The 24,474-nt window shown below is 60.4% G+C and carries 21 protein-coding genes; 11 read left to right on the top strand and 10 right to left on the bottom strand.

Annotated elements, in window-relative coordinates; translation table 11 throughout:
- On the top strand, window positions 1-199 hold a 199-nt coding region (locus tag ACNKU7_RS13865; RefSeq protein WP_418297582.1), incomplete at its 5' end, for a hypothetical protein.
- Between the two features lie 36 nt (window positions 200-235).
- Here the strand turns inward: ACNKU7_RS13865 and tyrS are convergent.
- Window positions 236-1,543 carry a tyrosine--tRNA ligase gene (gene tyrS / locus ACNKU7_RS13860; protein ID WP_418297581.1) on the bottom strand — a complete coding sequence of 436 codons (1,308 nt, stop codon included), beginning with the start codon at window positions 1,541-1,543 and terminating at the stop codon, window positions 236-238.
- 324 nt (window positions 1,544-1,867) lie between these two features.
- Here tyrS and ACNKU7_RS13855 point away from each other — a divergent pair, with 324 nt between their 5' ends.
- Window positions 1,868-3,235 (top strand): peptidoglycan DD-metalloendopeptidase family protein, encoded by a 1,368-nt coding sequence (locus ACNKU7_RS13855; RefSeq protein WP_418297580.1) that lies wholly within the window; start codon window positions 1,868-1,870, stop codon window positions 3,233-3,235.
- Window positions 3,236-4,357, top strand: a complete 1,122-nt coding sequence (locus ACNKU7_RS13850; RefSeq protein WP_418297579.1) for an anhydro-N-acetylmuramic acid kinase — start codon at window positions 3,236-3,238, stop codon at window positions 4,355-4,357.
- Between the two features lie 127 nt (window positions 4,358-4,484).
- Here the strand turns inward: ACNKU7_RS13850 and erpA are convergent, their stop codons facing one another.
- The 4 genes from erpA to argC all read right to left on the bottom strand — a co-directional run bounded on the left by erpA (window position 4,485) and on the right by argC (window position 7,340).
- Entirely contained in the window at window positions 4,485-4,838 is a 354-nt protein-coding gene (gene erpA / locus ACNKU7_RS13845) for an iron-sulfur cluster insertion protein ErpA (RefSeq protein WP_226665087.1), read from the bottom strand.
- Between the two features lie 184 nt (window positions 4,839-5,022).
- Window positions 5,023-5,433 (bottom strand): bactofilin family protein, encoded by a 411-nt coding sequence (locus ACNKU7_RS13840; RefSeq protein ID WP_418297578.1) that lies wholly within the window; start codon window positions 5,431-5,433, stop codon window positions 5,023-5,025.
- Window positions 5,434-5,508: 75 nt separating this feature from the next.
- The gene (locus ACNKU7_RS13835; RefSeq protein WP_418297577.1) at window positions 5,509-6,252 is read right to left on the bottom strand and encodes a DUF6776 family protein; all 744 of its coding nucleotides are present in this window, start codon (window positions 6,250-6,252) and stop codon (window positions 5,509-5,511) included.
- Between the two features lie 44 nt (window positions 6,253-6,296).
- Complete coding sequence (gene argC / locus ACNKU7_RS13830; RefSeq protein WP_418297586.1) at window positions 6,297-7,340, bottom strand: N-acetyl-gamma-glutamyl-phosphate reductase; 1,044 nt, start codon at window positions 7,338-7,340, stop codon at window positions 6,297-6,299.
- Between the two features lie 147 nt (window positions 7,341-7,487).
- On the opposite strand from argC, the gene ACNKU7_RS13825 reads away from it, so the two are divergent.
- From ACNKU7_RS13825 to hemB, 7 genes are all read left to right on the top strand, one after another.
- Window positions 7,488-9,326, top strand: a complete 1,839-nt coding sequence (locus tag ACNKU7_RS13825; RefSeq protein ID WP_418297576.1) for a chloride channel protein — start codon at window positions 7,488-7,490, stop codon at window positions 9,324-9,326.
- 20 nt (window positions 9,327-9,346) lie between these two features.
- On the top strand, window positions 9,347-9,769 hold the full coding sequence (gene hemJ / locus ACNKU7_RS13820) for a protoporphyrinogen oxidase HemJ (protein ID WP_418297575.1): 423 nt from the start codon (window positions 9,347-9,349) through the stop codon (window positions 9,767-9,769).
- A 102-nt stretch (window positions 9,770-9,871) separates the two neighbouring features.
- Complete coding sequence (thiD, locus tag ACNKU7_RS13815; protein WP_418297574.1) at window positions 9,872-10,663, top strand: bifunctional hydroxymethylpyrimidine kinase/phosphomethylpyrimidine kinase; 792 nt, start codon at window positions 9,872-9,874, stop codon at window positions 10,661-10,663.
- Window positions 10,664-10,786: 123 nt separating this feature from the next.
- Window positions 10,787-12,070 (top strand): glutamate-1-semialdehyde 2,1-aminomutase, encoded by a 1,284-nt coding sequence (gene hemL, locus ACNKU7_RS13810; RefSeq protein WP_418297573.1) that lies wholly within the window; start codon window positions 10,787-10,789, stop codon window positions 12,068-12,070.
- Between the two features lie 150 nt (window positions 12,071-12,220).
- Complete coding sequence (locus ACNKU7_RS13805; RefSeq protein ID WP_418297572.1) at window positions 12,221-13,414, top strand: benzoate/H(+) symporter BenE family transporter; 1,194 nt, start codon at window positions 12,221-12,223, stop codon at window positions 13,412-13,414.
- The gene (locus tag ACNKU7_RS13800) at window positions 13,411-14,037 is read left to right on the top strand and encodes a GntR family transcriptional regulator (RefSeq protein ID WP_418297571.1); all 627 of its coding nucleotides are present in this window, start codon (window positions 13,411-13,413) and stop codon (window positions 14,035-14,037) included. The genes ACNKU7_RS13805 and ACNKU7_RS13800 overlap by 4 nt, the downstream gene beginning before the upstream one ends.
- A gap of 108 nt (window positions 14,038-14,145) precedes the next feature.
- On the top strand, window positions 14,146-15,156 hold the full coding sequence (gene hemB, locus ACNKU7_RS13795; RefSeq protein WP_418297570.1) for a porphobilinogen synthase: 1,011 nt from the start codon (window positions 14,146-14,148) through the stop codon (window positions 15,154-15,156).
- Window positions 15,157-15,271: 115 nt separating this feature from the next.
- On the opposite strand, the gene ACNKU7_RS13790 is transcribed toward hemB, so the two are convergent.
- The 3 genes from ACNKU7_RS13790 to mrcB all read right to left on the bottom strand — a co-directional run bounded on the left by ACNKU7_RS13790 (window position 15,272) and on the right by mrcB (window position 20,611).
- Window positions 15,272-15,874 carry a rhomboid family intramembrane serine protease gene (locus tag ACNKU7_RS13790; RefSeq protein ID WP_418297569.1) on the bottom strand — a complete coding sequence of 201 codons (603 nt, stop codon included), beginning with the start codon at window positions 15,872-15,874 and terminating at the stop codon, window positions 15,272-15,274.
- 88 nt (window positions 15,875-15,962) lie between these two features.
- Window positions 15,963-17,723: a cellulase family glycosylhydrolase gene (locus ACNKU7_RS13785; protein ID WP_418297568.1), complete on the bottom strand. Its 1,761-nt coding sequence runs from the start codon at window positions 17,721-17,723 to the stop codon at window positions 15,963-15,965.
- Window positions 17,724-17,878: 155 nt separating this feature from the next.
- On the bottom strand, window positions 17,879-20,611 hold the full coding sequence (gene mrcB, locus ACNKU7_RS13780) for a penicillin-binding protein 1B (protein WP_418297567.1): 2,733 nt from the start codon (window positions 20,609-20,611) through the stop codon (window positions 17,879-17,881).
- Between the two features lie 275 nt (window positions 20,612-20,886).
- On the opposite strand from mrcB, the gene ACNKU7_RS13775 reads away from it, so the two are divergent.
- Window positions 20,887-21,891 carry an adenosine kinase gene (locus ACNKU7_RS13775; protein WP_418297566.1) on the top strand — a complete coding sequence of 335 codons (1,005 nt, stop codon included), beginning with the start codon at window positions 20,887-20,889 and terminating at the stop codon, window positions 21,889-21,891.
- 51 nt (window positions 21,892-21,942) lie between these two features.
- On the opposite strand, the gene ACNKU7_RS13770 is transcribed toward ACNKU7_RS13775, so the two are convergent.
- Together ACNKU7_RS13770 and ACNKU7_RS13765 are read right to left on the bottom strand one after the other, a co-directional pair.
- Window positions 21,943-23,715, bottom strand: coding sequence for an EAL domain-containing protein (locus ACNKU7_RS13770; RefSeq protein WP_418297565.1), 1,773 nt, complete (start codon window positions 23,713-23,715; stop codon window positions 21,943-21,945).
- Window positions 23,716-23,866: 151 nt separating this feature from the next.
- Window positions 23,867-24,448, bottom strand: a complete 582-nt coding sequence (locus tag ACNKU7_RS13765) for a YajG family lipoprotein (protein ID WP_418297564.1) — start codon at window positions 24,446-24,448, stop codon at window positions 23,867-23,869.
- Window positions 24,449-24,474: the final 26 nt, after the last annotated feature.

The raw sequence follows: 24,474 nt of genomic DNA, 5'->3' as shown, positions 1-24,474 counted from the left end.
TTCCGGCGATCTCGATAAGGGCGCGCATTATATCGAGCTCTTATCGCTTGGCAAGCTGTTTTTTGACTTTCTTTCTCAGGGAAAACCCTTTGAAAATCAACAACCTTTCCTGCCTCTCGCGCTGTCTCTGCAGCAGCGAGGGCGCGAACTATACGGTCCTCACTATGACGGCGCAAGCACTTTTATGACAAAACTGTAAAAAAGATTTTTTGCGCCGATTTCCTACTTAATGAGATCAATTCGCACGGTAGAAAAGGTGGTACTTTTTCTTGCCCAGGCGGGCGATATAGAAGCGCCCGTGCAGTGCGCGCTCTGCAGAAAAGACGGCAGCGGGATCAGCATTGCTATCCATACCGACAGCCTCCCCATTAACCAGAACCGCATTGCGGCCAAGCGCATCCTTCACCGGCTTGCCAGACGGCGCCATACCCGCGTCGACCAGCAGCTGGATCAGGCTCTGATCACCAAAATCAGCCGGCAACTCGGAGCTTGGCAGCCCGTCGAGACGCAACTGCTCCAGATCCTCGCTGGAAAGCTCACCAATATCGCCAGAGAACATGGCCTGCGAAATTCGCTCAGCGGCAGCGAGACCGGCATCGCCATGCACCAGACGGGTGACTTCCCGCGCCAGAATGGCCTGCCCTTCAGGCTTGCCCGCGCGCTCCTGATCGGCTGCTTCAATTTGCTCAATCTCGTCGACACTGAGGAAGGTGAAGTAGCGCAGGAACTTGTATACGTCCGCATCCGCGGTATTCAGCCAGAACTGGTAAAAGGCGTAAGGTGAGGTACGCGCCGGATCCAGCCAGATAGTGCCGCTCTCGGTTTTGCCGAACTTGGTGCCATCGGCCTTGGTGACCAACGGCAGCGTCAGGCCGAAGACCTTGCCACGGTGCTGGCGGCGAGTGAGATCCACTCCACCGGTGATATTGCCCCACTGGTCAGACCCACCAATCTGCAAAGTGCAGTTATGGCGCTTGTAGAGCTCGGAGAAGTCCATGGACTGCAGGAGGATATAGGCGAACTCGGTAAAGGAAATGCCCCCCCCCTCGCGCTGAATCCGCTGCTTTACAGATTCCTTGTTGACCATATTGTTGACGGAGAAGTGCTTGCCAACGTCGCGCAGGAAATCGAGCACATTCAGGTCTTTGGTCCAGTCCAGGTTGTTAACTACCAGGGCACTTTTTTCACCCGCCTCAAAGTCCACAAAGGCACTGACCTGCTGCTTGATCTTCTCCACCCACCCGGAAACCACGTCAGGGGTATTGAGTGAACGCTCCTGAGCCTTGAAGGAAGGGTCGCCAATCAGGCCGGTTGCGCCGCCAACTAATGCAATTGGTTTATGCCCTGCCGCCTGAAACCTCTTGAGTGTCAGCAGCGGGACTAGACTGCCTATGTGAAGGGAATCTGCAGTGGGATCGAAGCCGCAATAGAGGGTGCGACTCTCGCCTGCCAGGTGCTGTTCCAGTTCGCCGTCACCGGTGGCCTGATTGACCAGCCCGCGGCGCGTGAGATCTTCCAGCAGTGTCGCATCCACTCCGGCCATTGTATCCCCTTGCGGTAAATTCAGATGTGCTTAAAGAAACCGCCCGACCAGCGGGCGGGCGGTGAAAAATCGGGCTGCAAATGTACCGAATCCTGCAGTAAATACAAGCATTCACCGGCGCTAGGGATCGCCAGCGCGCCGGGGCGGCTTAAGCACCGAATCGCAACGGAGCAAGGAACCGAATCATGGACAGACAGGTCAATTACCTCGTGAACCACGGCGGGAATTTTGTTATAAAGTCGCCTTGGTGTTCGTTTTTTAGGCACACAAGCTGCCCGAACCCCGTAACTATTTCTGTTTCTGTCAGCACTACCTGTTAAGACCATGCAAGAAGAACGCAACAACCCGCGCCTGCTGGGCGCCCTGGGCAGGCACTTTCCACGCACTCACGCGCTGGCCGCCGGCGCTGCCAGCTTTGCGCTGGCGCTGACACTATTCATATCTCCCCCGGAGGTGGAAGCCAAGCGCACCAGTCTCCAGGTATCACTCAGCCTGCCAGAATCAGCGGTAATGGAACCCGCGGTCGCCGCTGAAAGCGTGCCGCAGGAGCCCATTGCCGCCACTGGCCTGCGAACCATTCAGGAAGAAGTGCGCAATGGGGATACCCTCTCCGATATTTTTCAGCGCGCAGGTGTGAGCAACGCCGAGATGTACCAGCTACTGGGTAGCGGGAAGGAAGCCAAGCAGCTCGCAAAACTGACGCCGGGAGAAGAACTGACCTTTCAGGTCGATCAAGACGGCAACCTGCAGAGCCTGGAACTGCACCGCGATCGCCTCAGCAAGGTTGAGTTCAGCCGCGACAGCTCCAATGAATACAAGTACGCCCTCCACCAGCGGGAACCGGACAGCTACACTGCCTTCCGCCAAGGCGAGATCGACAGCTCCCTGTTTGTGGCAGGCAGCAAGGCCGGCCTCAGCAACAACCTGATTATGGAAATGGCCGACGTATTCGGCTCCGATATCGACTTCGCGCTGGATATCCGCAAAGGCGACAAATTCAGCGTCATTTTCCATGAGGAGTTTCTCGACGGTGAGAAAATCGGCAATGGTCCGATTCAGGCGGTGACATTCACCAACCAGGGGAAGACCTTCAGTGCGGTTCGCTACACCGATACCAACGGCGATACGAACTTCTACACACCGGACGGCAAAAGCATGCGCAAGGCATTTATCCGCACACCGGTGGATATCGGCCGCATCAGCTCACACTTCAACCCCCGTCGACTGCACCCGATCTTCAAGACGCGTCGCCCGCATAATGGCACCGACTATGCCGCACCGCGCGGTACCCCAGTCTACTCCGCAGGTGACGGCAAGGTGGTAAAGGCCGGCTACAGCAAAGCCAACGGTAATTACGTCTTCGTCCAGCACGGTGAACGCTATTTGACCCGCTACCTGCACCTGCACAAGCGCCTGGTATCGACGGGACAACGGGTAAAACAGCGCCAGGCCATCGGCACGGTCGGATCCACCGGGTATGCCACCGGCCCCCACCTGCACTATGAGTTCCTGGTAGACGGGCACCACCGCAACCCCGCCACCATCGTGCGTAAACTGCCGAAGGCCAAGGCCATCCCCGCTTCAGAGATGGATCGCTTCCTCGCCCAGACCCAACCGGTACTGGCGCAGCTGGAACGCTTCGAACAGCCTGCGCTGGCTCAGAACAACGACCAGGCCGAAACTGTAAACTGAATGACAGAGCTTTATGTTGGCCTAATGTCCGGCACCAGCGTCGACTGTATCGACGCGGTGCTGGTTGAGTTTTCCTCGCAGGAATCTGCATCCTCGTCGCCCGCACTGCGCACCGTTGCCGCCATAGGTCACCCGATTACGGCGGAAACCCGTGACGCCATCCTGGCCCTGTGTGCCCCCGGCCCTTCTGAGCTGGATCGCAGTGGGCAGCTGGATCGGCAGCTGGGCAGTCATTTCGCGGAAGCAACCCTGGCCGTACTCAGGGAGGCCAATGTCGCCCCCAGTGAAGTCCGCGCCATCGGCAGCCACGGCCAGACCGTGCGCCATCGCCCACCCGGTACGGTATCTACACCATTTACCTTGCAAATCGGTGATCCCAACACGATCGCCGCCTTGACCGGTATCACCACGGTGGCCGATTTCCGCCGCAGGGATATGGCCCTGGGCGGACAGGGGGCCCCGCTAATGCCGGCCTTCCATAACGCCGTTTTCCGCACTAACCAGGATCGCGCGGTAGTCAATATTGGCGGTATGGCAAACATCACCGAATTGGCCGCAGACGGCGGAGTTCGCGGCTATGACACAGGGCCCGGCAACGCTCTGCTGGACTACTGGGTAAAGCTTCACCTCGACAAACCGTATGACGCCGATGGTGCCTGGGCGGCCAGCGGCAGCCCGCACCCGGAGCTACTCAACCGTTTACTGTCCGACCAGTTTTTCGCTGCGCCACCGCCGAAAAGCACCGGTCGGGAGGCCTTCAATCCCAGCTGGCTGGAGCGGGCATGTTCCGGCCTCGAAGTCGCGCCGGCCGATGTGCAGGCAACCCTCGCCGAAGTCACTGCGGCGAGCATTGCCAACGGCGTCCATGAGTTTTCCGCCGGAGGGGAATTGCTCGTGTGTGGTGGGGGCGCGCGCAACAAAGACCTGATGAATCGGTTGCAACGGCGCCTGCCCACCTGGTCTGTGGCCCCAACAGATCAATACGGGCTGGATGCCGACTGGGTGGAGGGCGCAGGCTTTGCCTGGCTCGCACGCCAGACCCTGCTCGGCCTGCCCGGCAATTGCCCGGAGGTAACCGGTGCCGAAAAATCTACGATTCTCGGCGCCATATACCCGGCCTGAAACTGGGCCTGAACGGAACATGCCGAAGCCCACTGCGCACCAAAGGCCAGTGCAGCGACGATTGAACACAAATTGGAGGCAGCAGGGAAAAGCGGATCAGGCCTGACAGGACGCCAGGCCCGGAAGGTCAGATGGAAAAAGAGGAACCACATCCACAGGTGGAGGACGCATTGGGGTTTTGCACCACAAAGCGGGAGCCGGATAGCCCCTCTTCATAATCGACACTCGCCCCTACGAGATAGGGGTAGCTCATGGCGTCGACCAAGACCTGAATACCTTCTTTTTCAATGATCGCATCGTCTTCTGCGACCAACTCGTCAAAGGTAAAGCCGTACTGGAAACCGGAGCAGCCGCCGCCAGTCACGAAAACCCGCAACTTCAGATCCGGGTTGCCTTCCTCTTCCAGCAGCCCTTTCACCTTGGCAACAGCCTTCTCAGTAACCTGAAGCGGGTCGGGAGAAAAGGAAACAGCTTCTGACATAATGACTCTCGATACCTAACATGAACCCGCCCGGGATTACCCATCGAAGCGCCACGATGGACACCCCGGACACTGTGCGACAGCCGCAGTGTGGGCGAATCCGCGCATTATGGGTAAAACCCAGCAAACAGGTCAAGTATTGTCCCGATTACCAGGCTTCACCAGCCGGGTTCAGGCAGACGTGTTACTCGGCGTCCGCAGACGCTTCCGCAGAAAAACCGAGCATACGCGGCTCACTGGCGGAGTCGATTTCAACATTGGAAACCAGAGAGCCGTTGACCTGGGCGCCCTTGACCATCTCGATGAGCTTGTAGTGTACGTTGCCCTCGACGATTGCCTTGGAGGCCAGCTCGAGGTGACCAGTCGCGTGCACATCGCCTTTGACATTGCCGTTTACCACCACATTCGGTACGCGGATTTCGCCCTCGATCACACCGCCATCAACGATCTGCAAGCGCGCATCGCTGTCGCTATGGGCACAGACATTGCCATTGACCTTGCCTTCGATAACCAGGTTGCCACGGAAGTGCAGATCGCCAGTTACTTCGGTATGACGCGCAATAAGGGTCGTGTTGTTGCCACCGGTGTTAGCCATAGTTTTCTCTTTTTTCTTCAACATAATTCAACCAAAACCTCATGAATTGAGCGGGGCCAAGCGAGGCCGAAATACTTAGCTTTTCTGCACCAGCCAGCCATAGCGCTGGTCGATACTGAACCCCTTGCTCTTACTGGACTTGAGCGACAGCTCCACGCCCTCGGGCTCAAAGCCCTCCGGCAACTGCAACTCACCCTCTATGTTCTGAAAATACTTGAATCGCAGTGGAATCGACTCACTTTCCACCTGCGACGACAGATCCGACAGCGCGTAACGCTGCACTGCACCGTTCAGCTGACCGAAAATGGTAAATCGCACGGCACCGGTCACTACCTGGTGGCGCGCCGCAGACTGCTGCACCAAAAGCTTGTACTGGTAGCGACCAGGTGTTCCGGCTTCGGAAATACTGAAGCGACCAATAGACACTCCATCGCTGCCTTCGTCCGGTGCCATGATGCCCCGGTAGAAGGATATCTCCTGCTTCAGCTCGGCAATCTTGTTGTCTTTGGCGATAAGCTCCGCACGCACGGATTCACTGGCCTGCTCGCTGATTGTGACGGACTGCTCGGCCGACGCAGCGCGCACACGCAGGGTCTCAATTTCATCCCGCAGTGCCTCCAGCTGCTTTTCCGCCTGTTCGTGCTGGCGGGTTTTCTGATCCAGCCCCTTGCGCAGCTGGTACTGTCCGGCGAAATAGGCGCCAGCCGTGGTTGAAAGCACCAACAGACTCACCCCCAGCACCGAGAAGACGCCGAAAAACGGGCGGTGTGGAACCACCTTCATCCGATATTGCTTACTGCCTTTAACTTTGCGCGCCATGACCCTGCTGTCGTCTATTTTGTTGTTCCCAAGCCAGCCCGATTCTAAGGCAGCAAGGCAGGGCTCTCCAGCCCTTGGTTCTCATTTAGACCGAACATGATGTTCATGTTCTGAATGGCCTGTGCCGAGGCCCCCTTGGCCAGGTTATCAATGACCGAGAGAACCACCACCGTGTCGCGCCCCTGTGGCCGCAACACGGCAATCCGGCACATGTTGGTGCCGCGCACGCTGCGCGTCTGAGGGTGGCTGCCGGCCGGCATCACATCCACAAAGGGCTCATTCGCATAGCGCTGCTCAAACAGCTGCTGCAAAGCGTCCTGGCTCACATCGGATTTCAGCGTCGAATACAGCGTTGCGTGAATACCACGCACCATCGGCAGCAGGTGGGGAACGAATGTCATCCGCACATCGCTGCCACCACCATTCACCAGGTTCAGGCCCTGCTCGATTTCCGGCAAATGGCGATGCCCGCCCGCCGCATAGGCGCGGAAGCTGTCATTGTTCTCGGCAAACAGGAGATCGGTCTTACCCTGGCGCCCGGCACCACTGGCACCACTGGCGGCGTTGGCGACGAGACTGGCGGGATCAATCACCCCGGCTTCCAGCAGCGGAATGAATCCCAGCTGGATCGCTGTCGGATAGCACCCCGGGCATGCCAGTAATTGCGCACCGGCAATCTGTTCCCGATTGACTTCCGGTAAACCGTACACCGCTTCCCCGGCCAGTTCCGGACAGGCGTGTGCCTGTGCATACCACTTCTCCCAGGTGGGGATATCCTTGATACGGAAATCCGCAGAGAGATCGATGACCCGCACACCGCGACGGATCAGTTCCGGCACCTGCGCCTGCGCAACACCGTGGGGCGTGGCAAAAAACACCACATCGCACTCGGCCAGCTGCGCCACATCCGGAACGCTGAATTTCAGATCATAGTGACCGCGCAGGCTGGGGAAGAGTTCGGATACCGGCGTACCCGCCTCAGCGCGCGATGTGATCGCGGCAACCTCCACCTGCGAATGCCCGGCCAGCAGGCGCAACAGCTCGACACCGGTGTATCCGGTTCCACCTACGATTGCTGCCTTGATCACACTCACGCTTAGTCCTCGCTATCCAATCCATTTCGCGGTTCACGGCCCTTGGGGCCATCCTGGACACACCTGCGCCAAACCGGCGGGTGAGCCCTGTATACTGAGCCGAGCACTCTACCACAAGCCACCAGATAACAAGGACATAGTGTGCCGCGCTCCCCGCGATTCAGAGCCATTTCCAAGAACCTGTTTAACCGTACCCCGGGCCGTCTGCTGGATCGCCTGCAGCTGCAGCTTTCCGCACAGCAGGCCCTGCCACTCCTCGTATTCCTGGCACTGCTGATCGGAATCTGTGCGGGGCTGGTCGTAATTGCGTTTCGCCAGCTCAGTGAAGGCCCGACGATCCTTTACCTCCCGCGCCTGGAAGACTTTGAGTCACTGACACCCGAGTGGCGGTTTATGCTGCCCGTTGGCGGCGCCCTTATCCTGGGGTTGCTGTTCCAGTGGGTCAGTCCCTCCGGTCGCCCGACCGGTGTCGTGCATGTCCTCGACCGGCTGCACAACCACCAGGGCCGGATGCCAAGCAGAAATGCCGTGCTGCAGTTTTTCTCCGGAAGCCTTGCCCTGGTGAGCGGCCAGTCCATTGGCCGTGAGGGACCGGCGGTGCATCTCGGCGCGGCCAGCGGCAGCTGGATCGCCCAGCGTCTGCGCCTGCCCTACAACTCCGGGCGCACCATGCTCGGCTGTGGGGTCGCCGCGGCCATCGCCGCATCCTTCAATACACCGCTGGCCGGGGTGATCTTCGCCATGGAAGTGGTGATGATGGAATACACCGTGGCCGGCTTCCTGCCCGTCATCATTGCCGCCGTAAGCGGCAGCGCGGCTACGCGCCTGGCGTTCGGTCATCAGGCTGCATTCAGCGTGCCGGCCATTCAAATGGAATCGCTGGCAGAGCTGCCCATCCTGTTTGTCAGCGCACTGGTTATCGGCGCCCTGGCCTCTGTATTTATTGTCAGCCAGCGCCACCTCGCCCCCCTGCAGCAGAAGCGATCCCCCCTGCTGCGCTTCGCGGTCGTCGGCCTGGTCACCGGTGCGCTCGCGGTGTATGTACCGGAGATCATGGGCGCGGGCTATGACACTCTGGAACTGGCGATGCTCGGGCACCTGAGCCTGGCCGCACTCGTCAGCATTGTGGTTGCAAAACTGCTCGCCACAGCGGTGGCCACCGGACTCGGGATTCCCGGCGGCGTCATTGGCCCCAGCCTTATTCTCGGTGCCTGTATCGGAGGCGGCGCCGGGCATATCGCCAACTATTGGCTCGGTATCAGCAGTGTCAGTCCCGGTCTTTACGCCATGGTCGGCATGGCCGCCATGATGGGCGCTCTCCTCAACGCGCCCCTGGCAGCGCTGCTGGCCATTCTGGAGCTGACCTACAACCCCAACGTCCTGTTTCCGGCCATGATGACCATCGTTGTGGCGACCCTGACCAGCCGCCAGCTGTTTTCCACAGAGGGTATTTATCAGGAATCCCTGCGCGCGCTGGGCAAAAGCGGTACCCCCAGCTGGCGCGCCCAGATGTTGAGTCGGGTGGGCGTTGCCAGCGTCATGGAAAAGGCCATTGCAGTCGCGCCGCAAAAGCTCGAGGTGGCACAGGCCGAGCGCCTCATCGAGCAACAACCGCAGTGGCTGCTCGTGGGTGGTGAGGAGCATCCCCAGATGCTGCGCACCGCAGACCTTGCCAGCTTCCTGCAACGACCACGGGACGACGCAGCGGCGGAAGAAGGCGAAGTCACTGTGGGAATGAAAGACAAGAAGCCGCGGGAAGAGGAAAAAATAGACCTGCTGCGCCTGCCCGGCGAGCGCCTCGAACTGGCCCCGCTCAGCTGGCGCGCGACCTTACTTGAGGCCCAGCAGCTGCTGGAGAGCTCCGGCGCCGGTGCGCTGTACATTGGTCGCGACTACGATCAGGGCAATCCGGGTGTACTGGACAGCGATGTGGCGGGTATTATCTTGCCCCAACACATAGAACGTTATTATCGACAATAACCCCTGAAGAAGGACGTCGTATGCTCTGGGTCAAAGCTTTCCACCTCATCTCCATGGTTTGCTGGTTCGCCGCACTGTTTTACCTGCCGCGCCTGTTCGTCTATCACGTGGACGCCACCGACGCCCTGAGCAAGGATCGCTTCTGCATTATGGAGCGCCGCCTTTACCGCGGCATCGCGATCCCCGCCATGATTGCCACCATTGTGTTTGGCCTATGGATGTTCAGCTACAACCCGCGCTATTACGAAACTGCCGGCTGGATGCACGCCAAGCTCGCCTTCGTAGTGCTGCTGATCGGCTACCACCATATCTGTGGCGCCTACGTGAAAAAGTTCGCCAAAGGCACCATTACCAAAAGTGGCCGTTTTTTCCGGGTCTTCAACGAGCTGCCGGTACTGGTGCTGATCGCTATCGTTATTCTCGCGGTCGTGAAGCCATTCTAAGCCCCGCGACCAAAGGGGCGCCGTATGTTACCGGTCGCCCCGCAATTCGGGACTAGAATAAAACGATCGACAACCGGGAACCGCGCCCTTCCAGGCACGCCTATGGATACACGCCAACCCATCGTTCTGAGCATTTCCCATCACGACCCCAGTGGCAGTGCCGGGATATCTGCAGACACCGAGACTGCCGCCAGCCTGGGTTGTCACTGCGCATCGGTTGTCACCGCGATTACCGTGGGCGACACCCGTGAGCTGACCGGTGTCGCACCGGTGGACGACAGCCTGCTGGTCGAGCAGGCACGCGCCGTGCTTGAGGACATGCCGGTCGCCGCGATCAAGATCGGCTATCTCGGTTCCGTCGAGAATGTCCACGCCCTCCACAGCGTACTGCGGGATTACCCCGACATCCCCCTGATCATCGATCCAGACGCCACCCTCGCCGACAAGGAGAGCCTGCTCGCGCCGCCACTGTGGACCTCCATGTGCAATATGCTGCTGCCACTGGCAACCCTGGTCGCGCCCAACCGCCGCGAGGCGCGCGCCATGGCCGGAGAAGCGGATGTACACGACGCCCAGGCCCAGGAACTGCTGGAAACCGGCTGCCGCTACCTGCTGCTTACCGGCGTGCCCGTCACCAGCTGCGAACTGGAAAATCGCCTGTACGATGCCCGTGGCCTGGTGCGCCAGTTCCTGTGGAAGCGGCTGCCGCCCGCGGCCTATGGGGTCTGTGGTATCCTGACCACCGCCATCGCCTGTCATATTGCGCACGGGCTCACGATCCTGGAAGCCGTCAACCGCAGCCAGCAATTCACCTGGAGCGCGATCGCCGACAGCCGCCGCCTCGGCATGGGGCGCCCTGTGCCCAACCGGTTTTTCTGGGCCAATAAAGACTGATCTCAGGCCATACGGATATCTTGCCCAACACCCGTTTGCGGCGACCGGCGCAGGCGAAGATAATACGCCCAGTTTTTTACCCTTCCTCACCCCCAATTCATCCAATCCGGTTTCCGAATTTCTATGAGCAAGTCCGAAACTCTCTTTGCCGAAGCCCAGCAATACATCCCCGGTGGCGTCAACTCGCCGGTGCGCGCTTTCCGCGCGGTGGGCGGCACCCCCGTATTCATCGAGCGCGCTGAGGGCGCCTACCTGTACGATGCGGACGAGAAGCGCTACATCGACTACGTACAGTCCTGGGGCCCGATGGTTCTGGGCCACGCTCATCCCGACGTTATTGACGCCGTAGTGGAACAGGCACAGTCCGGACTCAGCTTCGGTGCCCCCACAGAACTGGAAACCGAACTGGCCGAAGCACTCTGCCGGATCTGGCCGAACATGGACTTGGTACGGTTTGTAAACTCCGGCACCGAAGCCACCATGAGCGCCATCCGCCTGGCCCGCGGTTACACCGGTCGCGACAAGATCGTGAAATTCGAGGGCTGCTATCACGGCCACTCCGACTCCCTGCTGGTGAAAGCGGGCTCCGGCGCCCTGACCATGGGCGTGCCCTCTTCCCCCGGGGTACCGGCCTCCCTGGCTGACCACACCATCACCCTCACCTACAACGACGCCGAAGGTGTGCGGAAGTGTTTCGACGAAATTGGTGACCAGATTGCCTGCATCATCGTCGAACCGGTGGCCGGCAACATGAACTGCATCCCCCCGGTACCCGGATTCCTGGAAACCCTGCGCGAAGTCTGCACCCAGCACGGTGCAGTGCTGATCCTCGACGAGGTGATGACCGGCTTCCGCGTCAGCCTCACCGGCGCCCAGGGGTATTACGGCATCGAAGCCGACATCACCACCCTCGGCAAAGTGATTGGTGGCGGCATGCCGGTTGGCGCCTTTGGCGGCAAGCGCGAAATCATGGAACAGATCGCACCACTGGGCCCGGTCTACCAGGCCGGCACCCTGTCCGGTAACCCGATGGCAATGGTGGCGGGTCTCGAAACCCTGCAACTGATTCAGGAACCGGGCCTTTACGATGAACTGACTGCCAAGACCGATCGTCTCGTCGAGGGCGTGCTGGCCGCGGCCAGGGACGCGGGTATTCCGCTGACCGCGAACAAAGTCGGCAGTATGTTTGGCTTCTTTTTCACCGACGCCGAACAGGTAAGCAATTACCAGCAGGTCATGGCCTGTGACACCGAGCGCTTCAACCGTTTCTTCCACGGCATGCTGCAGGAAGGGGTTTACCTGGCACCGGCGTCTTACGAAGCCGGCTTTATGTCTGCGGCCCACAGCGACGAAGACATCGATGCCACCATCGCCGCAGCGCGCAAGGTTTTCGCCACCCTGGCCTAATCCCGCTTGCCGGGGCTCTCTGCCCAAGGCCGCAAAAGCCCGCACAAATGTGCGGGCTTTTTTGTTTCTGGTGTTGCATCCGCGCCCGCAGTTGCACGAATCAGACAACCCGCCTATAAAATGTATACATTTTTGCGGAGGGTATACATAGTGCGCCGCTCACTCCGGGCCGACTTCAGCCTGTCTACGATCAGTGCCGGCTTCGTCGCCGTTCTGGTGGGGATCGCCAGCTCTGTGGCGATTGTCTTTGCCGCAGCCCGCGCCGCCGGCGCCACTGAAGCCCACATGGTGTCCTGGATCGCCGCCCTCGGGCTGGGTATGGGCATCACCTGCATCCTGTTCTCGTGGTATTACCGCGCGCCCATCATTACCGCCTGGTCCACCCCCGGTGCGGCACTGCTGGTAACCAGCCTTGCGGGCGTGAGCCTGGCCGAGGCAGTGGGCGCATTCCTGTTCGCCGCTTTGCTGACCATTGCGCTGGGGCTTTCCGGTGCATTCGAGCGGGTCATGGGAAAAGTGCCAACACCGATCGCCAGCGCGCTGCTCGCGGGCATCCTGGTACAGTTCGGCGTGTCCGTCTTTACTTCACTGCAAGCTAGCCCACCGTTGGTCGGCGCCATGCTGCTGATGTACCTGGCCGGGCGACGCTGGTTCCCCCGCTACGCAATCATTCTGGTACTCATCAGCGGCGCTGCTGTCAGTGCACTGCTGGGGCAAGTGCACATCGAGCAAATGCACTGGGCGCTGAGCCGACCGGCGTGGGTCACTCCGGAAATCAATGCGGCCACCCTGCTCGGAGTCGGCCTGCCACTGTTTATTGTCACCATGACCTCGCAGAACATTCCCGGCGTCGCCACCCTGCGCGCCAGCGGCTATGCAAAGGTGCCGGTTTCACCACTCATCACGGGTACCGGCATCACCGCATTGCTACTCGCCCCGTTTGGCGGCTTTGCCTTCAACCTGGCCGCCATTACCGCAGCCATCTGCACCGGCCCGGAATCGCACCCGGATCCGGCACGGCGCTATACCGCCGGCATTGCTGCCGGCGTGTTTTATCTGTTGGTGGGACTGTTCGGCGCCAGCGTGGTGGCGCTGTTCAGTGCTTTCCCTGAGGCGCTGGTGGCCAGCGTCGCCGGGCTGGCGCTGATTGGTACCATCGGGGCCAGCCTCGACGGGGCAACCCGGGATCCGGACAGCCGGGAAGCCGCCCTGATTACCTTTCTTGTCACCGCTTCTGGTGCCGAGTTTTTCGGCATTGGCGCGGCCTTCTGGGGGCTGGTGGGTGGCATGCTCAGTCACTGGCTGTTTAACAGCGCCCGCAGCCCGGTGGGAGACAGTAAGTGAGCCTGTATCAGCAAATTAAGCACGATTTGCAGCAAGGCCGCTTTGCGCCCGGCACCGTGCTGAAGCAGACAGATCTCGCCGAGTGCTACAACGTCAGCCGGATCCCGGTGCGCGATGCCCTGCAACGCCTGAAAAGCGAAGGCTGGCTGTGCGCACACGGCAAGCGGGGCATTGCGGTACCGCAGTTCGATGCCCGGGAAGCGGAAGACCTCTACCTGATGCGCATGCGCCTGGAACCCCTGTTGCTGACATTCGCCGCGGAACGGCTTAATAGCGAAATACTGGGGCGGGCGCGGGATATTCTCGAGCGCATGGATCACACCCCGGGTCTTGCAGCGGCGGAAATCGGCGCGCTCAACCGGGAGTTTCACGCCTGCCTGTACAGTGCCGCCGAGCGGCAAACCCTGTTCGCCACCGTCGCGCAACTGCAACAGCAATGTGAGCGTTACATCGGCTACCAGTCCCGCAGCCTCGACTATCAGCACACCAGCCAGCGCGAGCACTATGCCATTCTGGAGGCATTGCAGCGGGGCGACGTGGAAGGCGCCAGCCGGGTACTCGAGCAACATATCTCATCCGCAGGACGCGCCCTGGTGGATTATCTGAACGGGCGCCCGGAGTAACCGCGCACGCCTTGGCTCCATCTCGCGTCAGTTTGATATGATGGCAACCTTTCAGGCTGCGCCACCGACGGCGCAGCCGATCCGATCTTCCTCCCGGAGCGAATTCTTATGAGCAGCAGCCTTCTCCGCGGCGCTTATCCCAATACCCGGCTGCGCCGCCTGCGCGCCAACGACTTTTCCCGCCGCCTGGTACGGGAAAACCAGCTCACCAGCGACGACCTGATCCTGCCGCTGTTTGTGATCGAAGGGCGGGGTGAAACCCAGAAAGTGGCCTCCATGCCCGGCGTCGAGCGTCTTACCGTCGACTTGCTGGCGGCCAAAGCCAGAGAGCTGGTGGCGCTGGGGATTCCCGCTGTCGCCCTGTTCCCGGTGGTGGATGCGGCGCACAAATCTGAAGATGCCCGCGCCGCCTTCGCCGCGGACGGCCTTGCCCAGCGCGCGGTGCGCGCTCTGAAAGATGCGGCTCCGGAACTGGGGGTCATCACCGACGTGGCCCTGGATCCGTTTACCAGCCACGGCCAGGACGGGCTGATGGACAACAGCGGCTACATCGTCAATGACGATACCGTGGAGGTACTGGTTCAACAGGCTCTGTCCCACGCCGCCGCCGGGGCCGACGTGGTGGCACCGTCGGATATGATGGACGGGCGCATCGGTGCCATCCGCGCCGCGCTGGAGCGCGAGGGCTACGTGAACACCCAGATCATGTCCTACGCCGCCAAGTACGCGTCCGCCTACTACGGCCCTTTCCGCGATGCTGTAGGTTCCGCCGGCAACCTGAAAGGTGGCAGCAAAGTGAGCTACCAGATGGATCCCGCCAATGGCGATGAAGCCCTGCACGAGTGCGCGCTGGATCTGCAGGAAGGCGCCGACATGATCATGGTGAAACCCGGCATGCCCTACCTGGACGTAGTGCGACGGGTAAAAGACGAATTGAAAGTACCGACCTTCGCCTATCAGGTCAGCGGTGAATACGCGATGCACTGCGCGGCATTTGAAAACGGCTGGCTGAATCGTGAAGCGGTGATCCTGGAGTCCCTGCTCGCCTTCAAGCGCGCTGGCGCAGATGGTGTACTGACCTACTTCGCCGAGGAAGCGGCGCGGCTGCTGCAGCGCTGATCGGAGCCGGATTCACGTGTGAAACAAGGGGCGCTGAGGCGCCCCTTGTTGATATCCGTCCTGTCTATTCCCTGTTACCGCCACGGCGGAACAGCCACAGCGAACAGTTCGCACTTCAGAATATACGGGCCCAGGCACCGGGATCCGTGAACAACACGAACACCAATCCGCTTATCGCACCCCAGAAGTGCGCATCGTGATTGATTCGGCTGTTCTTCCCCCGGCTCGCATACATGCTGTACGCCAGGTACAGCAGCCCGAACAGCCACGCCTGAATCGGAACTGGCAAGAACAGCAGATAGAGCTCCGACGCGGGAAAGTAAACGATAAAGGCAAATACCAGCGCAGAAATGGCGCCGGATGCACCGACACTCGCGTAATTCGGGTTATCCCGCTGTTTAAGCAAGGTGGGAATATGGCTTGTGATCAGCGCCAGCGCATACAAAAGCACAAACAGGGTGCCGCCAATGCGCCGCTCGAGTACCCGCCCGAACAACCACAAACACCACATGTTTACCGCCAGGTGCAGCAGGTTCGCGTGTACAAATCCAGCGAGGCAGATGGAGGCGCGGTTTTTTCCACGCCACACCAGATAGGGACGGAAGGCGCACCGCTCCAGGAGGCGCGGAGACAGATAGAGCGCAATCAGGCTGACGCCGACGGTCACCAGCAGCAGAATGCCGGTTACATCGACAGAGGGTAAGTGAAGTCCATTCAATGGAGGCGCCACCAGAACTGGATTGGGCCCCCATGCTACACCGGTTTGGCGGCGCCGTTTAGCGCCACACGAGCATAGAACTGGCCCGCTATTGCGGAACCAGCTCCAGCTCGGTCAATAACGGCGCACCGGCAGCCACAGCCAATACCAGCGAGCGTGTGCCCTCGGACAAAGCCAGCTCCACCGAGTGCTGCCCCTCCGATTTTTGCAGGGCCATGGCCTGGCCATCGTCAATCGAGAGTGTCAGGGCGGCATTGCCGGTGCCCCCAAGCTCGCGCACCGACAGCCGGTAGTGTCCGGGCTCAGCCACCTCGATGGTATATCGCAACCACTCCCCGGGAGACGTATTGGCGACCGCGAAACCGGCATCCGTGGCGACGATATCCACACCGTCGTTGCGGTAGGTGCGCCCCCGGTTCCACAGAGTGCGCTCACCGCCGGTGCTCACGTGATAGTTTGCGGTTTCACTGTCTGCGTAGGCCTGGCCGGGACGCCCCAGATCGTAATCCACGGCCGCAATCACGATGCCGTTGCTAGTCAGGCGATGTGTGCGAAACGGGCGCACCTGACCGTCGCTGGGCTGGCGCAACATGGCATCCACAACGTCCATGTGGTGAAGTGTATTTTCGAAACGGATATCCACTTTCGCCAGTTGCATCAGCGCATTGAAGGCTTGTTCTGGCTGAGGTCTGGCCCCCTCACCGCGCCAGTACTGAACCAGGGCCCGGTATCCAGGATTGGGTTGAATCTGTAGCGGGTTATTGAAGCCAATTTTCTTCAACGGCCAGAATGCCCAACCGATACCTTCACTCTCCAGCAGCTCAATCGCATCGGTAAACCAGGCATTGGAGTTTTCACCGGATTCTCCCAGCCATACCGGTACCTGGTGCTCCTCGCGCAGTGCCAGTATGCCGGCAATACTCTCGCGACTGTTGTGATTCCAGTATTTGTGGAAACTCACAACCAGGTTGTCATCCCAGGGTGGCAACACGCCCGCGTAATTATTACCCCAACAGTTGCCCTCAACGATGACCATGTGATTGCGATCCACTTCGCGAATCGCCGCAGTGATATCCTGCTGCAGGTCACGCAATGGCTTGTTGCTCTTTTCCGTACAGCCGTGTTTATCCGCGGCATCAGTAAATCCCCAGTTGGGTTCATTGAGCAGGTCGTAGCCGCCGATCATCGGTTCATCTTTGTAGCGCCCAGCGAGCTTGCGCCACAGGGCGATAGTTTTGTCGCGGTTGGCCTGGCTGTCCCAGAGAGAGGGCAAATCGGGGTTGCGATCAGAAATGGCGAGGTCATTACCCTGGCCGCCGGGCGCAGCATGCAGATCGAGAATCAGGTAAAGATTGTACTTTTTACACCAGGCGAGCAGTTGATCCGTCAGTGCAAATCCGCTGTCGAGCCAGGTGTGTTCGCCGGGGACAGGCTCTTGTTCCACAGGCAGGGTAAACAGGTTGAAATGCATCGGCAGACGCACGGAGTTGTAACCCCACTCTGCCATCGCCCGAACATCCTCTTCACGCACATGATTGGCTAACCAGGCGCGGTAGAATTCCGCGGTTTTTTCTTCGCCAATGAGCGTCTCTATCCGCTCGCGGATCACGTGCTGCTGGCCGAGATTGCCCAGTTCCAGCATGTAACCTTCCTGCAGCATCCAGCCGCCGAGCCCCATTCCGCGCAGGATGACCTCGCGCCCACGCCCATCGACGATCTGAGTGCCCTGCGCCTTCAGGAAAGTGCCGGGATGCTCACGCTGATCCCCACCCTCTTGAGCACGGGTTGCCGAATTCACACACAACAGGGCCAGAGCGGCTGCCAAGCCCGTAATATTCTTTTTGTTCATTTGCATCACCCATCATCCGCATGAAGCGCCAATGATGGGCAATAATGGCTGGGGCGGCGTCCCACTTTGCACACCGAATGCTGATCGGAACCACGTTCGAATCGTGCGCGCTACTCAAACGGCGCCGGGGCAACAACCCAGCCTGAGGCCTGGCTTCAGGGCCACTGATCCTCTTCCTCCGGCGGCCACGGTTGTGCCTCCTCGATGGGCGCACCACGGCTTCGACGCAACTCTTCTTCCCGACGCAGGCGCTCTTCAAGGATTTGCCGCTCTTCCTGCGCGCGCCGCTCCTCCTCCAGGTATTGCTCCTCTTGGGCGCGGCGGGCATCCTCCAGCCGGCGCCAGCGCTCTTCTTCCGACTGCGGCAGAGGCTCCCCCTCCAGCGGATAATCGTCGGGCTCCTGTGGCACTGGCTGCGGATAACCGTCCGGGGTTTCCTGCTGCTCCCGCTGCAACTGTTCGCGCAACTCCCGTTCACGGCGTTGCTGCTCTTCACGACGCTGCTGCTCCGGGTCTATACCCCAGCCGGGAGTCATCTCCTCCCGTGGTGCCGCCTCTTCCCGCTCATTGCCAAACCAGTTGCGGAACCAGCCGCGACGCTGGCAGTTGGGCGCGGTTTCCAGGCGACTTTCATCCGATACCGGGATTTCCCGGCCACCCTCACAGTAGCGCGGATCCATGTATAGCCCCTGTTCGTTCACCGGCTTCCATTCGACACCGCGCGGCGCTTTGATTCGGCCGTGGCGGTGAGGCAGCTTGCGCATCATTTCGGTCCAGATGCTCAAGGCGCCGGTCGCACCGGTGAGACTGGTGCGCTCGTTGTCGTCGCGGCCAATCCATACCACCGCTGTCACTCCCGGGGAAAAGCCGGCAAACCAGCTGTCCCGGTAATTGTTGGTGGTGCCGGTTTTGCCGGCGAACGCGACACTATTGGGCAAGCGGCGCAGGGCGCTCTTGCCGGTACCCTCGCGCATCACCTGTTCCAGGCCATAACGCAAAAGGTACACAGGCACCTCATCGACGCCGCGATTTGCCTTGCGCCGGAAACGCTGTACCTGTTCGCCATCCGCATCGGATACCGCAAGCAGCGTGCGGGGTTCCACATGCTCGCCGCCATTGGCAAGGGTCTGGTACATGCCCGCCACTTCAAACGGGGTCATTTCCACCGCCCCCAAAAACAGCGACGGCACCCGCGGCAGGCTGGCCTCAACGCCGAGGCGGCGAATGGTCTGGCGCACGTTTTCAATTCCCAGCTCCAGTCCCAGGCGCGCAGTAGCCTGGTTGTAGGAACGCGACAGCGCAACATACAGAGGTACCAGGCCGTGGCTGCGATTGTTGAAGTTGGCCGGCATCCACACCTGGCCGTCCTGGGTCACTTCGCGAATCGGCGCATCGTCGATCAGGGTCGCGAGGTTGTACTCGTGGGCCCGCTCCAGCGCGGTCAGGTAAACCGCGGGCTTGATCAGTGAGCCGATCTGTCGACGGGCCTCCAGCGCGCGGTTGAAGCCCGGGTAATGGGGGCGGCGGTCGCCGACCATAGCCAACACATTGCCACTGTGGTTTTCCATAATGACCGTTGCCGCCTGCAGCGAGTTGGCCTTGATACCGCGGTTCTTCTCCAGCTGTTCAGCACCTTCACTGATCGACTTTTCCGCCAGCGCCTGCACCGAAGGGGCAAGCGAGGTGTAAACCCGCAGACCGGCCGTGCGCAACTCCTCCACCGAATAGTAAGGGCGAAGTTCTTCCAGCAGGCGCTCGGTAAACGCGGGGTACGGATTCTGGGCGGCGGCGCCGGCGGCAGCGACTTCCAGCGGCTTTTTGCGCAGGCGGTCGTGCTGCTCCTGGGTAATCAGTTTCTGTTCCAGCATGACATCAAGAACGGTGTTGCGCCGTTCCAGCGCCCGCTCCGGATTCCGCCATGGGTTGTAATAGGATGCCCCCTTGGCCAGTCCTACCAGCAGAGCGATCTGATGCGGCTCCAGCTGGCTCAGGGGCTTCTGGAAATAGAATTCCGACGCCAGCCCGAAGCCGTAAATGGCGCGGCTGCCCTGCTGCCCAAGCCACACTTCATTGATGTATTCCTGCAGGATGTACGATTTGTCGTAATGCACTTCCATCAGGATCGCCATCAGCGCTTCGTTGAATTTGCGCCACAGGCTCGGCTTGTGGTCGAAGAAAATGTTCTTCACCAACTGCTGGGTAATGGTCGAGCCACCCTGCACCACCCCCCCGGCCTTGAAGTTGGCCACCATGGCGCGGGCGATCCCGCGAGGTGAAACACCAAAGTGATGAACGAAGTCCTGGTCTTCCACGGCAATGAGGGTAGCGCCCAGCAGCGGCGGTATTTCTTCGATGCGTACCGGTGTGCGGTCGTCACCGCCCCCAAGCAGGGTGCCGATGGGCGCGGCGTCGAGCCGGAATTCCTTCAGGGCGGTTTCAGACTCGTCCCGCAACCGGGTGAGTTCGTCATTGCGCAGACGGAAACGCACTTTGGCTGCCGGTTCGCGCCCGTCAGCGTGGATAAAGTCCCGCCGCCAGACCAGGTACTCCATGCCATCGCGCTGCCACTGCCCGGGCTCGTCCACCGCCGGCATTTTCTTGTAGTTGAGCGCTTCAAACTCCGCTTCAAGCTCATCGGGGCGCATCACCATGCCTTCCCGCAGGATCAGCGGGCGTGCGAACACCCTGGCCGGCAGCTGGTACTGACGACTGTCCAGGCGCTCGCGCAATTGCACGTCCAGCCACACCATGTAGCCGGCCAATACCAGTACCCCCAGCAGAGCCAGCAGGCTCAGGCGCCTGATCCAACGTCCCAGACGTCCGGGCCGTGACTTGCTCGCCCTGGACCGGGTGTTCGACGCTTTTGTACGGCGCTTGTTAGATGCCATAAAAATCCAAATTTCAGCTCGTCAGTTCACTATAAAAAGGTTTGCAGGCAGGTCGAGCCGCTATCACGGCTGTTATAACCGGCTTTTATAAGGTCCCCAGCGCGCAAGTCAAACCGGCCTTGCCCGGCCACGCGCTCCTTCACGCACTCTTGCGGGCCCTGGCGATACACTTGCACTTGCTCCTGTCGCAGCCATAATGCGGCGCACTACTTACAGTCGCCTGGAATATTAGCCCTTCGCGACCCGCCAGTTTTGCAAAAATTAACGGAAGAACTATGCACCAGTACGATCTCTACGGCATTGGCGCCGCCCTGCTCGACACGGAAATTGAAGTCAGCGACAGTGACCTGCAATCCCTCGGCGTTGAAAAAGGGGTCATGACCCTGGTGGACGACCTCCGCCAACAACAGCTGGTAGACGACCTCAAGGATCACCTGGTAACAGCCAGCCACGCCTGCGGGGGCTCCGGTGCCAACACCATCATCGCCGCCAGCTACTTTGGCCTGGATACATTTTATTCCTGCAAAGTGGCGGCCGATGATAACGGCGATTTCTACCGCGACAATCTCGCGGCGGCGGGCGTCAACTACCCCAAGGCGCTGCACAATGCCGAATCCGGCACCACGGGCAAGTGCCTGGTACTGATCACCCCGGACGCCGAACGCAGTATGAATACCTTCCTCGGCATCAGCGCGGAGCTGTCGGTGGCCGAACTCGACGAGGAAGCACTGGCCGAGTCCCGCTGGGCCTACATCGAAGGCTACCTGGTGTCATCACCGACCGGTCGCGCAGCCGCGATCGAGCTGCGGCAGCAGGCTGAACGCAAAGGTGTAAAAACTGCCCTGAGCCTCTCCGACCCCATGATGGTGCAACTGTTCCACGACGGTCTCAAAGAAATGCTCGGGGACGGTGTCGACCTGTTGTTCTGCAACCGCGATGAGGCGCTGCGGTTCTGCGGGACGGATCAACTCACGGAAGCGGCACAGACACTGCGCCAGCACTGTCGCGCGTTTGCAATCACGCTGGGCGCCGAAGGCGCACTGCTGTGGGATGGAGAGCAGGAATACCGCGTTGCCGCGCCCAAAGTGAACGCCATCGACACCAACGGCGCTGGCGACATGTTTGCCGGCGCCTTCCTCTATGGCATCAACCGCAATCTGGGATACCGCGAAGCCGGTGAACTGGCCTGCGCCGCGGCCGCTCAGGTAGTCAGTCAGTACGGCCCGCGTTTGCGCCCGGAACAGCACGGCGAACTGCTGGCACAGACGGCCAGCGCTTGAAGTGTGGCGCGCCCAGCGCGCCGATTCATGTGGATAAAACCGGAATCGCGATCAGCGTACGGGCGTCGTGCGCGGGCCGCTGATTTCCGGCAGGCAGGCGGCCGCGGCAATGCCAAAGCCCTGGGCGTAATCCACCCCCATTACGCGCAGCTTTTCCAGCAGCTCAGGGGTTTCAGCGAATTCGGCAATGGTGCTGATCCCCATGCGCTTGGCCAGGTGATCCACCGTGCTCACCATGGCACTGTCGATTTCATCTTCGAGCATATTGCGCACGAAAGAGCCATCAATCTTCAGGTAATCCACCGGTAACTGGCGCAGGTAGGCCAGGGATGAGGCCCCGCGGCCGAAATCATCCAGGGCAAAACTACAGCCCGCCGCGCGCAGCTTGTGGATAAACACCAGCGCGCGATCCAGATTGTTGATTGCGCTGGTCTCGGTAATTTCAAATTGTACCCGCGAGGGCGCAACGCCAGCCTCAGTCAGCTCACGCAACACAAAATCTGCGAACAGCTCGTCGCCCAGGCTGATACCGGAAATATTGATCGCATAGTGGAAACCGCCCGCGCCAGTGCTCTGCTCCAGCGCCATGTAGCGGAAGATGTTGCGGATTACCCAGCGATCCACCTCATCAATCATCCCGTAGCGCTCGGCCGCGGGCAGGAACAGCCCGGGGGAAATCACTTCGCCATCCCGGCCCTGCATACGCACCAGCACCTCATAGTGATGCACGCGATTCTTGTCCTGCAAGGCGACAACCGGCTGGCGGTACAGCAGCAGGCGATCCTCGCGGATCGCGGCGTGGATCTCCGCCAGCCAGGAACTTTCACGGCGCTTCTCCAGTGCCTTGCGGGAGTCACTGAAAAACTTGATCCGATTTCGACCCTGATCCCGTGCGGCACTGCAGGCATCGTTGGCCGAAGCCAGTAACTGGCTTGCCGGTGGCGCCTGGTGATCCACACTCACGGCACCAATAGACAGGGCCGGGCGGGTTTCACTGTCTTCCCACTGGAAAACAAAGCTGTTAACCGCCTCGCGCAGGCGGGTAACAATACGGCGCGCCTCTTCCAGGGTGCAGTCGCGCAGCAACAGGGCAAATTCATCGCTGCCCACGCGCCCCAGCAAGTCACCCTCGCCGAGGCAACGAGTGAGAATTTTCGCCAGTGCAATCAGCAGCGCGTCGCCGGCACTGTATCCCAGCGAATCATTGACCACTTTGAACTGGTAGACATCCAGGTACAGCAAAATATGGTGCTGCCTGGCCTCGGAAGCAGCGTTGAGCAGGCCCTGCAGGGCGTGCTCGAAAGACTGGCGGTTGGGGAGGTGGGTGAGTGAATCGTGCGTATTTTGCCAGCTGAGGCGCGAGGATATCCGGCGGGCATCGGTGGTATGGCGCAGCACCACCACAAATCCCTCAACCCTGGCGCCTTCGCAAATCGTATTGATCTGCACGCTGACTTCCAGCTCGTCGCCCTCCCCCCGATGGATTCTGGCGCGCACCTCGCGCCGGCTGGGGACTATCTCTGCCCCTTCCTCCTCGACCGAAAGATTCAGGACAAGCGGCTCCCCGTTTTCCCCCAGCAGCGCCAGGCAGTCCACCAGCCGCTGACCGGGCAGCAACCCGACCACATGGCCGCACAGCTCGCTGACGACCGGATTGCTGTAGCGGATCCGCCCCGCGCGATCGGTAATCACTACGCCGTCCGCGACCTCTCCCAGCGCCAGCTCCGCGGCGGCGAGACTGAGCTGGACATCGGCGAACGGCAGACCGCCGGCCTGCGTAAGCAGGCCCTGGGCGTCGGTTTTTTTCTGGGTGAAATCGGTCAATGCAAATCCATTAATTCTCAACAAGCCGCCGGCTCAGCCTGGCCGGCGCTTTCATCCACTGATAATAACGGCATCTTGAGCGACGGGGGGACAACCCCGCCAAAACTGACCGCAACTGTGAACATGGTCACAGGCGCCGCTAAACCAAACCTTACAGATTCTGGCGCAAGAATGCCTTCAGTTTTTCATCCTCAAATGCGCGCTGCAATGTGGCGCTCAGTAACTGGTTAACGCTGGACTGCACCTCTTCCCGACTCGGCTTGATCAGATTGCGATCTTTGCCACTGGTGCTGTAGTTGCCAAAGAAGGTAGCCCCGCCCACGGTAACCTGCAGCTGGATGGAGGCGCCGCTGTCCACCTTGGTGGTATACAGCTTATTGGGACTGTTATAACTGAGGTCGGTCAAGTTGGCGACAACCTGGACATCGGCGCCGCTTTGGACTGGGCGAAACGACCAGGCTCCAAACCCCTGGTTCAGCGCCACCGCCAGGGACTGCTCTATGTCATTGGCCAGCGTCACATTGGACTCGTCAGCATAAATGCCACCCAGCGACCCCAGCCCACCTCCGGGCAACTGGTTAACACCGCGGGCATACACGGTATACCCGGATCCGATCGTATCGGCCGGCACATTGACCTGGGGCTGCACCATCACCTGCACCGGGCTGTGTGCACAGGCAGCCAACAGGGCCGCCGAGAATACGGCGGTCAAAAATACACTTATTTTTTTCATAACTTTACTCCGTTATATGGAAATCA

It is taken from the genome of Microbulbifer weihaiensis (assembly GCF_048323715.1).
Lineage (GTDB): Bacteria > Pseudomonadota > Gammaproteobacteria > Pseudomonadales > Cellvibrionaceae > Microbulbifer.
This window is presented reverse-complemented; position numbering and strand designations above follow the sequence as displayed.

Bases quoted from the DNA above. Each gene is read 5' to 3' on its own strand.
- tyrS (WP_418297581.1), bottom strand. From the start codon at position 1,543: ATGGCCGGAGTGGATGCGACACTGCTGGAAGATCTCACGCGCCGCGGG.
- erpA (WP_226665087.1), bottom strand. From the start codon at position 4,838: ATGTCAGAAGCTGTTTCCTTTTCTCCCGACCCGCTTCAGGTTACTGAG.
- ACNKU7_RS13835 (WP_418297577.1), bottom strand. From the start codon at position 6,252: ATGGCGCGCAAAGTTAAAGGCAGTAAGCAATATCGGATGAAGGTGGTT.
- ACNKU7_RS13765 (WP_418297564.1), bottom strand. From the start codon at position 24,448: ATGAAAAAAATAAGTGTATTTTTGACCGCCGTATTCTCGGCGGCCCTG.
- ACNKU7_RS13855 (WP_418297580.1), top strand. From the start codon at position 1,868: ATGCAAGAAGAACGCAACAACCCGCGCCTGCTGGGCGCCCTGGGCAGG.
- mrcB (WP_418297567.1), bottom strand. From the start codon at position 20,611: ATGGCATCTAACAAGCGCCGTACAAAAGCGTCGAACACCCGGTCCAGG.
- hemJ (WP_418297575.1), top strand. From the start codon at position 9,347: ATGCTCTGGGTCAAAGCTTTCCACCTCATCTCCATGGTTTGCTGGTTC.
- ACNKU7_RS13850 (WP_418297579.1), top strand. From the start codon at position 3,236: ATGACAGAGCTTTATGTTGGCCTAATGTCCGGCACCAGCGTCGACTGT.
- ACNKU7_RS13840 (WP_418297578.1), bottom strand. From the start codon at position 5,433: ATGGCTAACACCGGTGGCAACAACACGACCCTTATTGCGCGTCATACC.
- ACNKU7_RS13775 (WP_418297566.1), top strand. From the start codon at position 20,887: ATGCACCAGTACGATCTCTACGGCATTGGCGCCGCCCTGCTCGACACG.
- ACNKU7_RS13785 (WP_418297568.1), bottom strand. From the start codon at position 17,723: ATGAACAAAAAGAATATTACGGGCTTGGCAGCCGCTCTGGCCCTGTTG.
- hemL (WP_418297573.1), top strand. From the start codon at position 10,787: ATGAGCAAGTCCGAAACTCTCTTTGCCGAAGCCCAGCAATACATCCCC.
- hemB (WP_418297570.1), top strand. From the start codon at position 14,146: ATGAGCAGCAGCCTTCTCCGCGGCGCTTATCCCAATACCCGGCTGCGC.
- thiD (WP_418297574.1), top strand. From the start codon at position 9,872: ATGGATACACGCCAACCCATCGTTCTGAGCATTTCCCATCACGACCCC.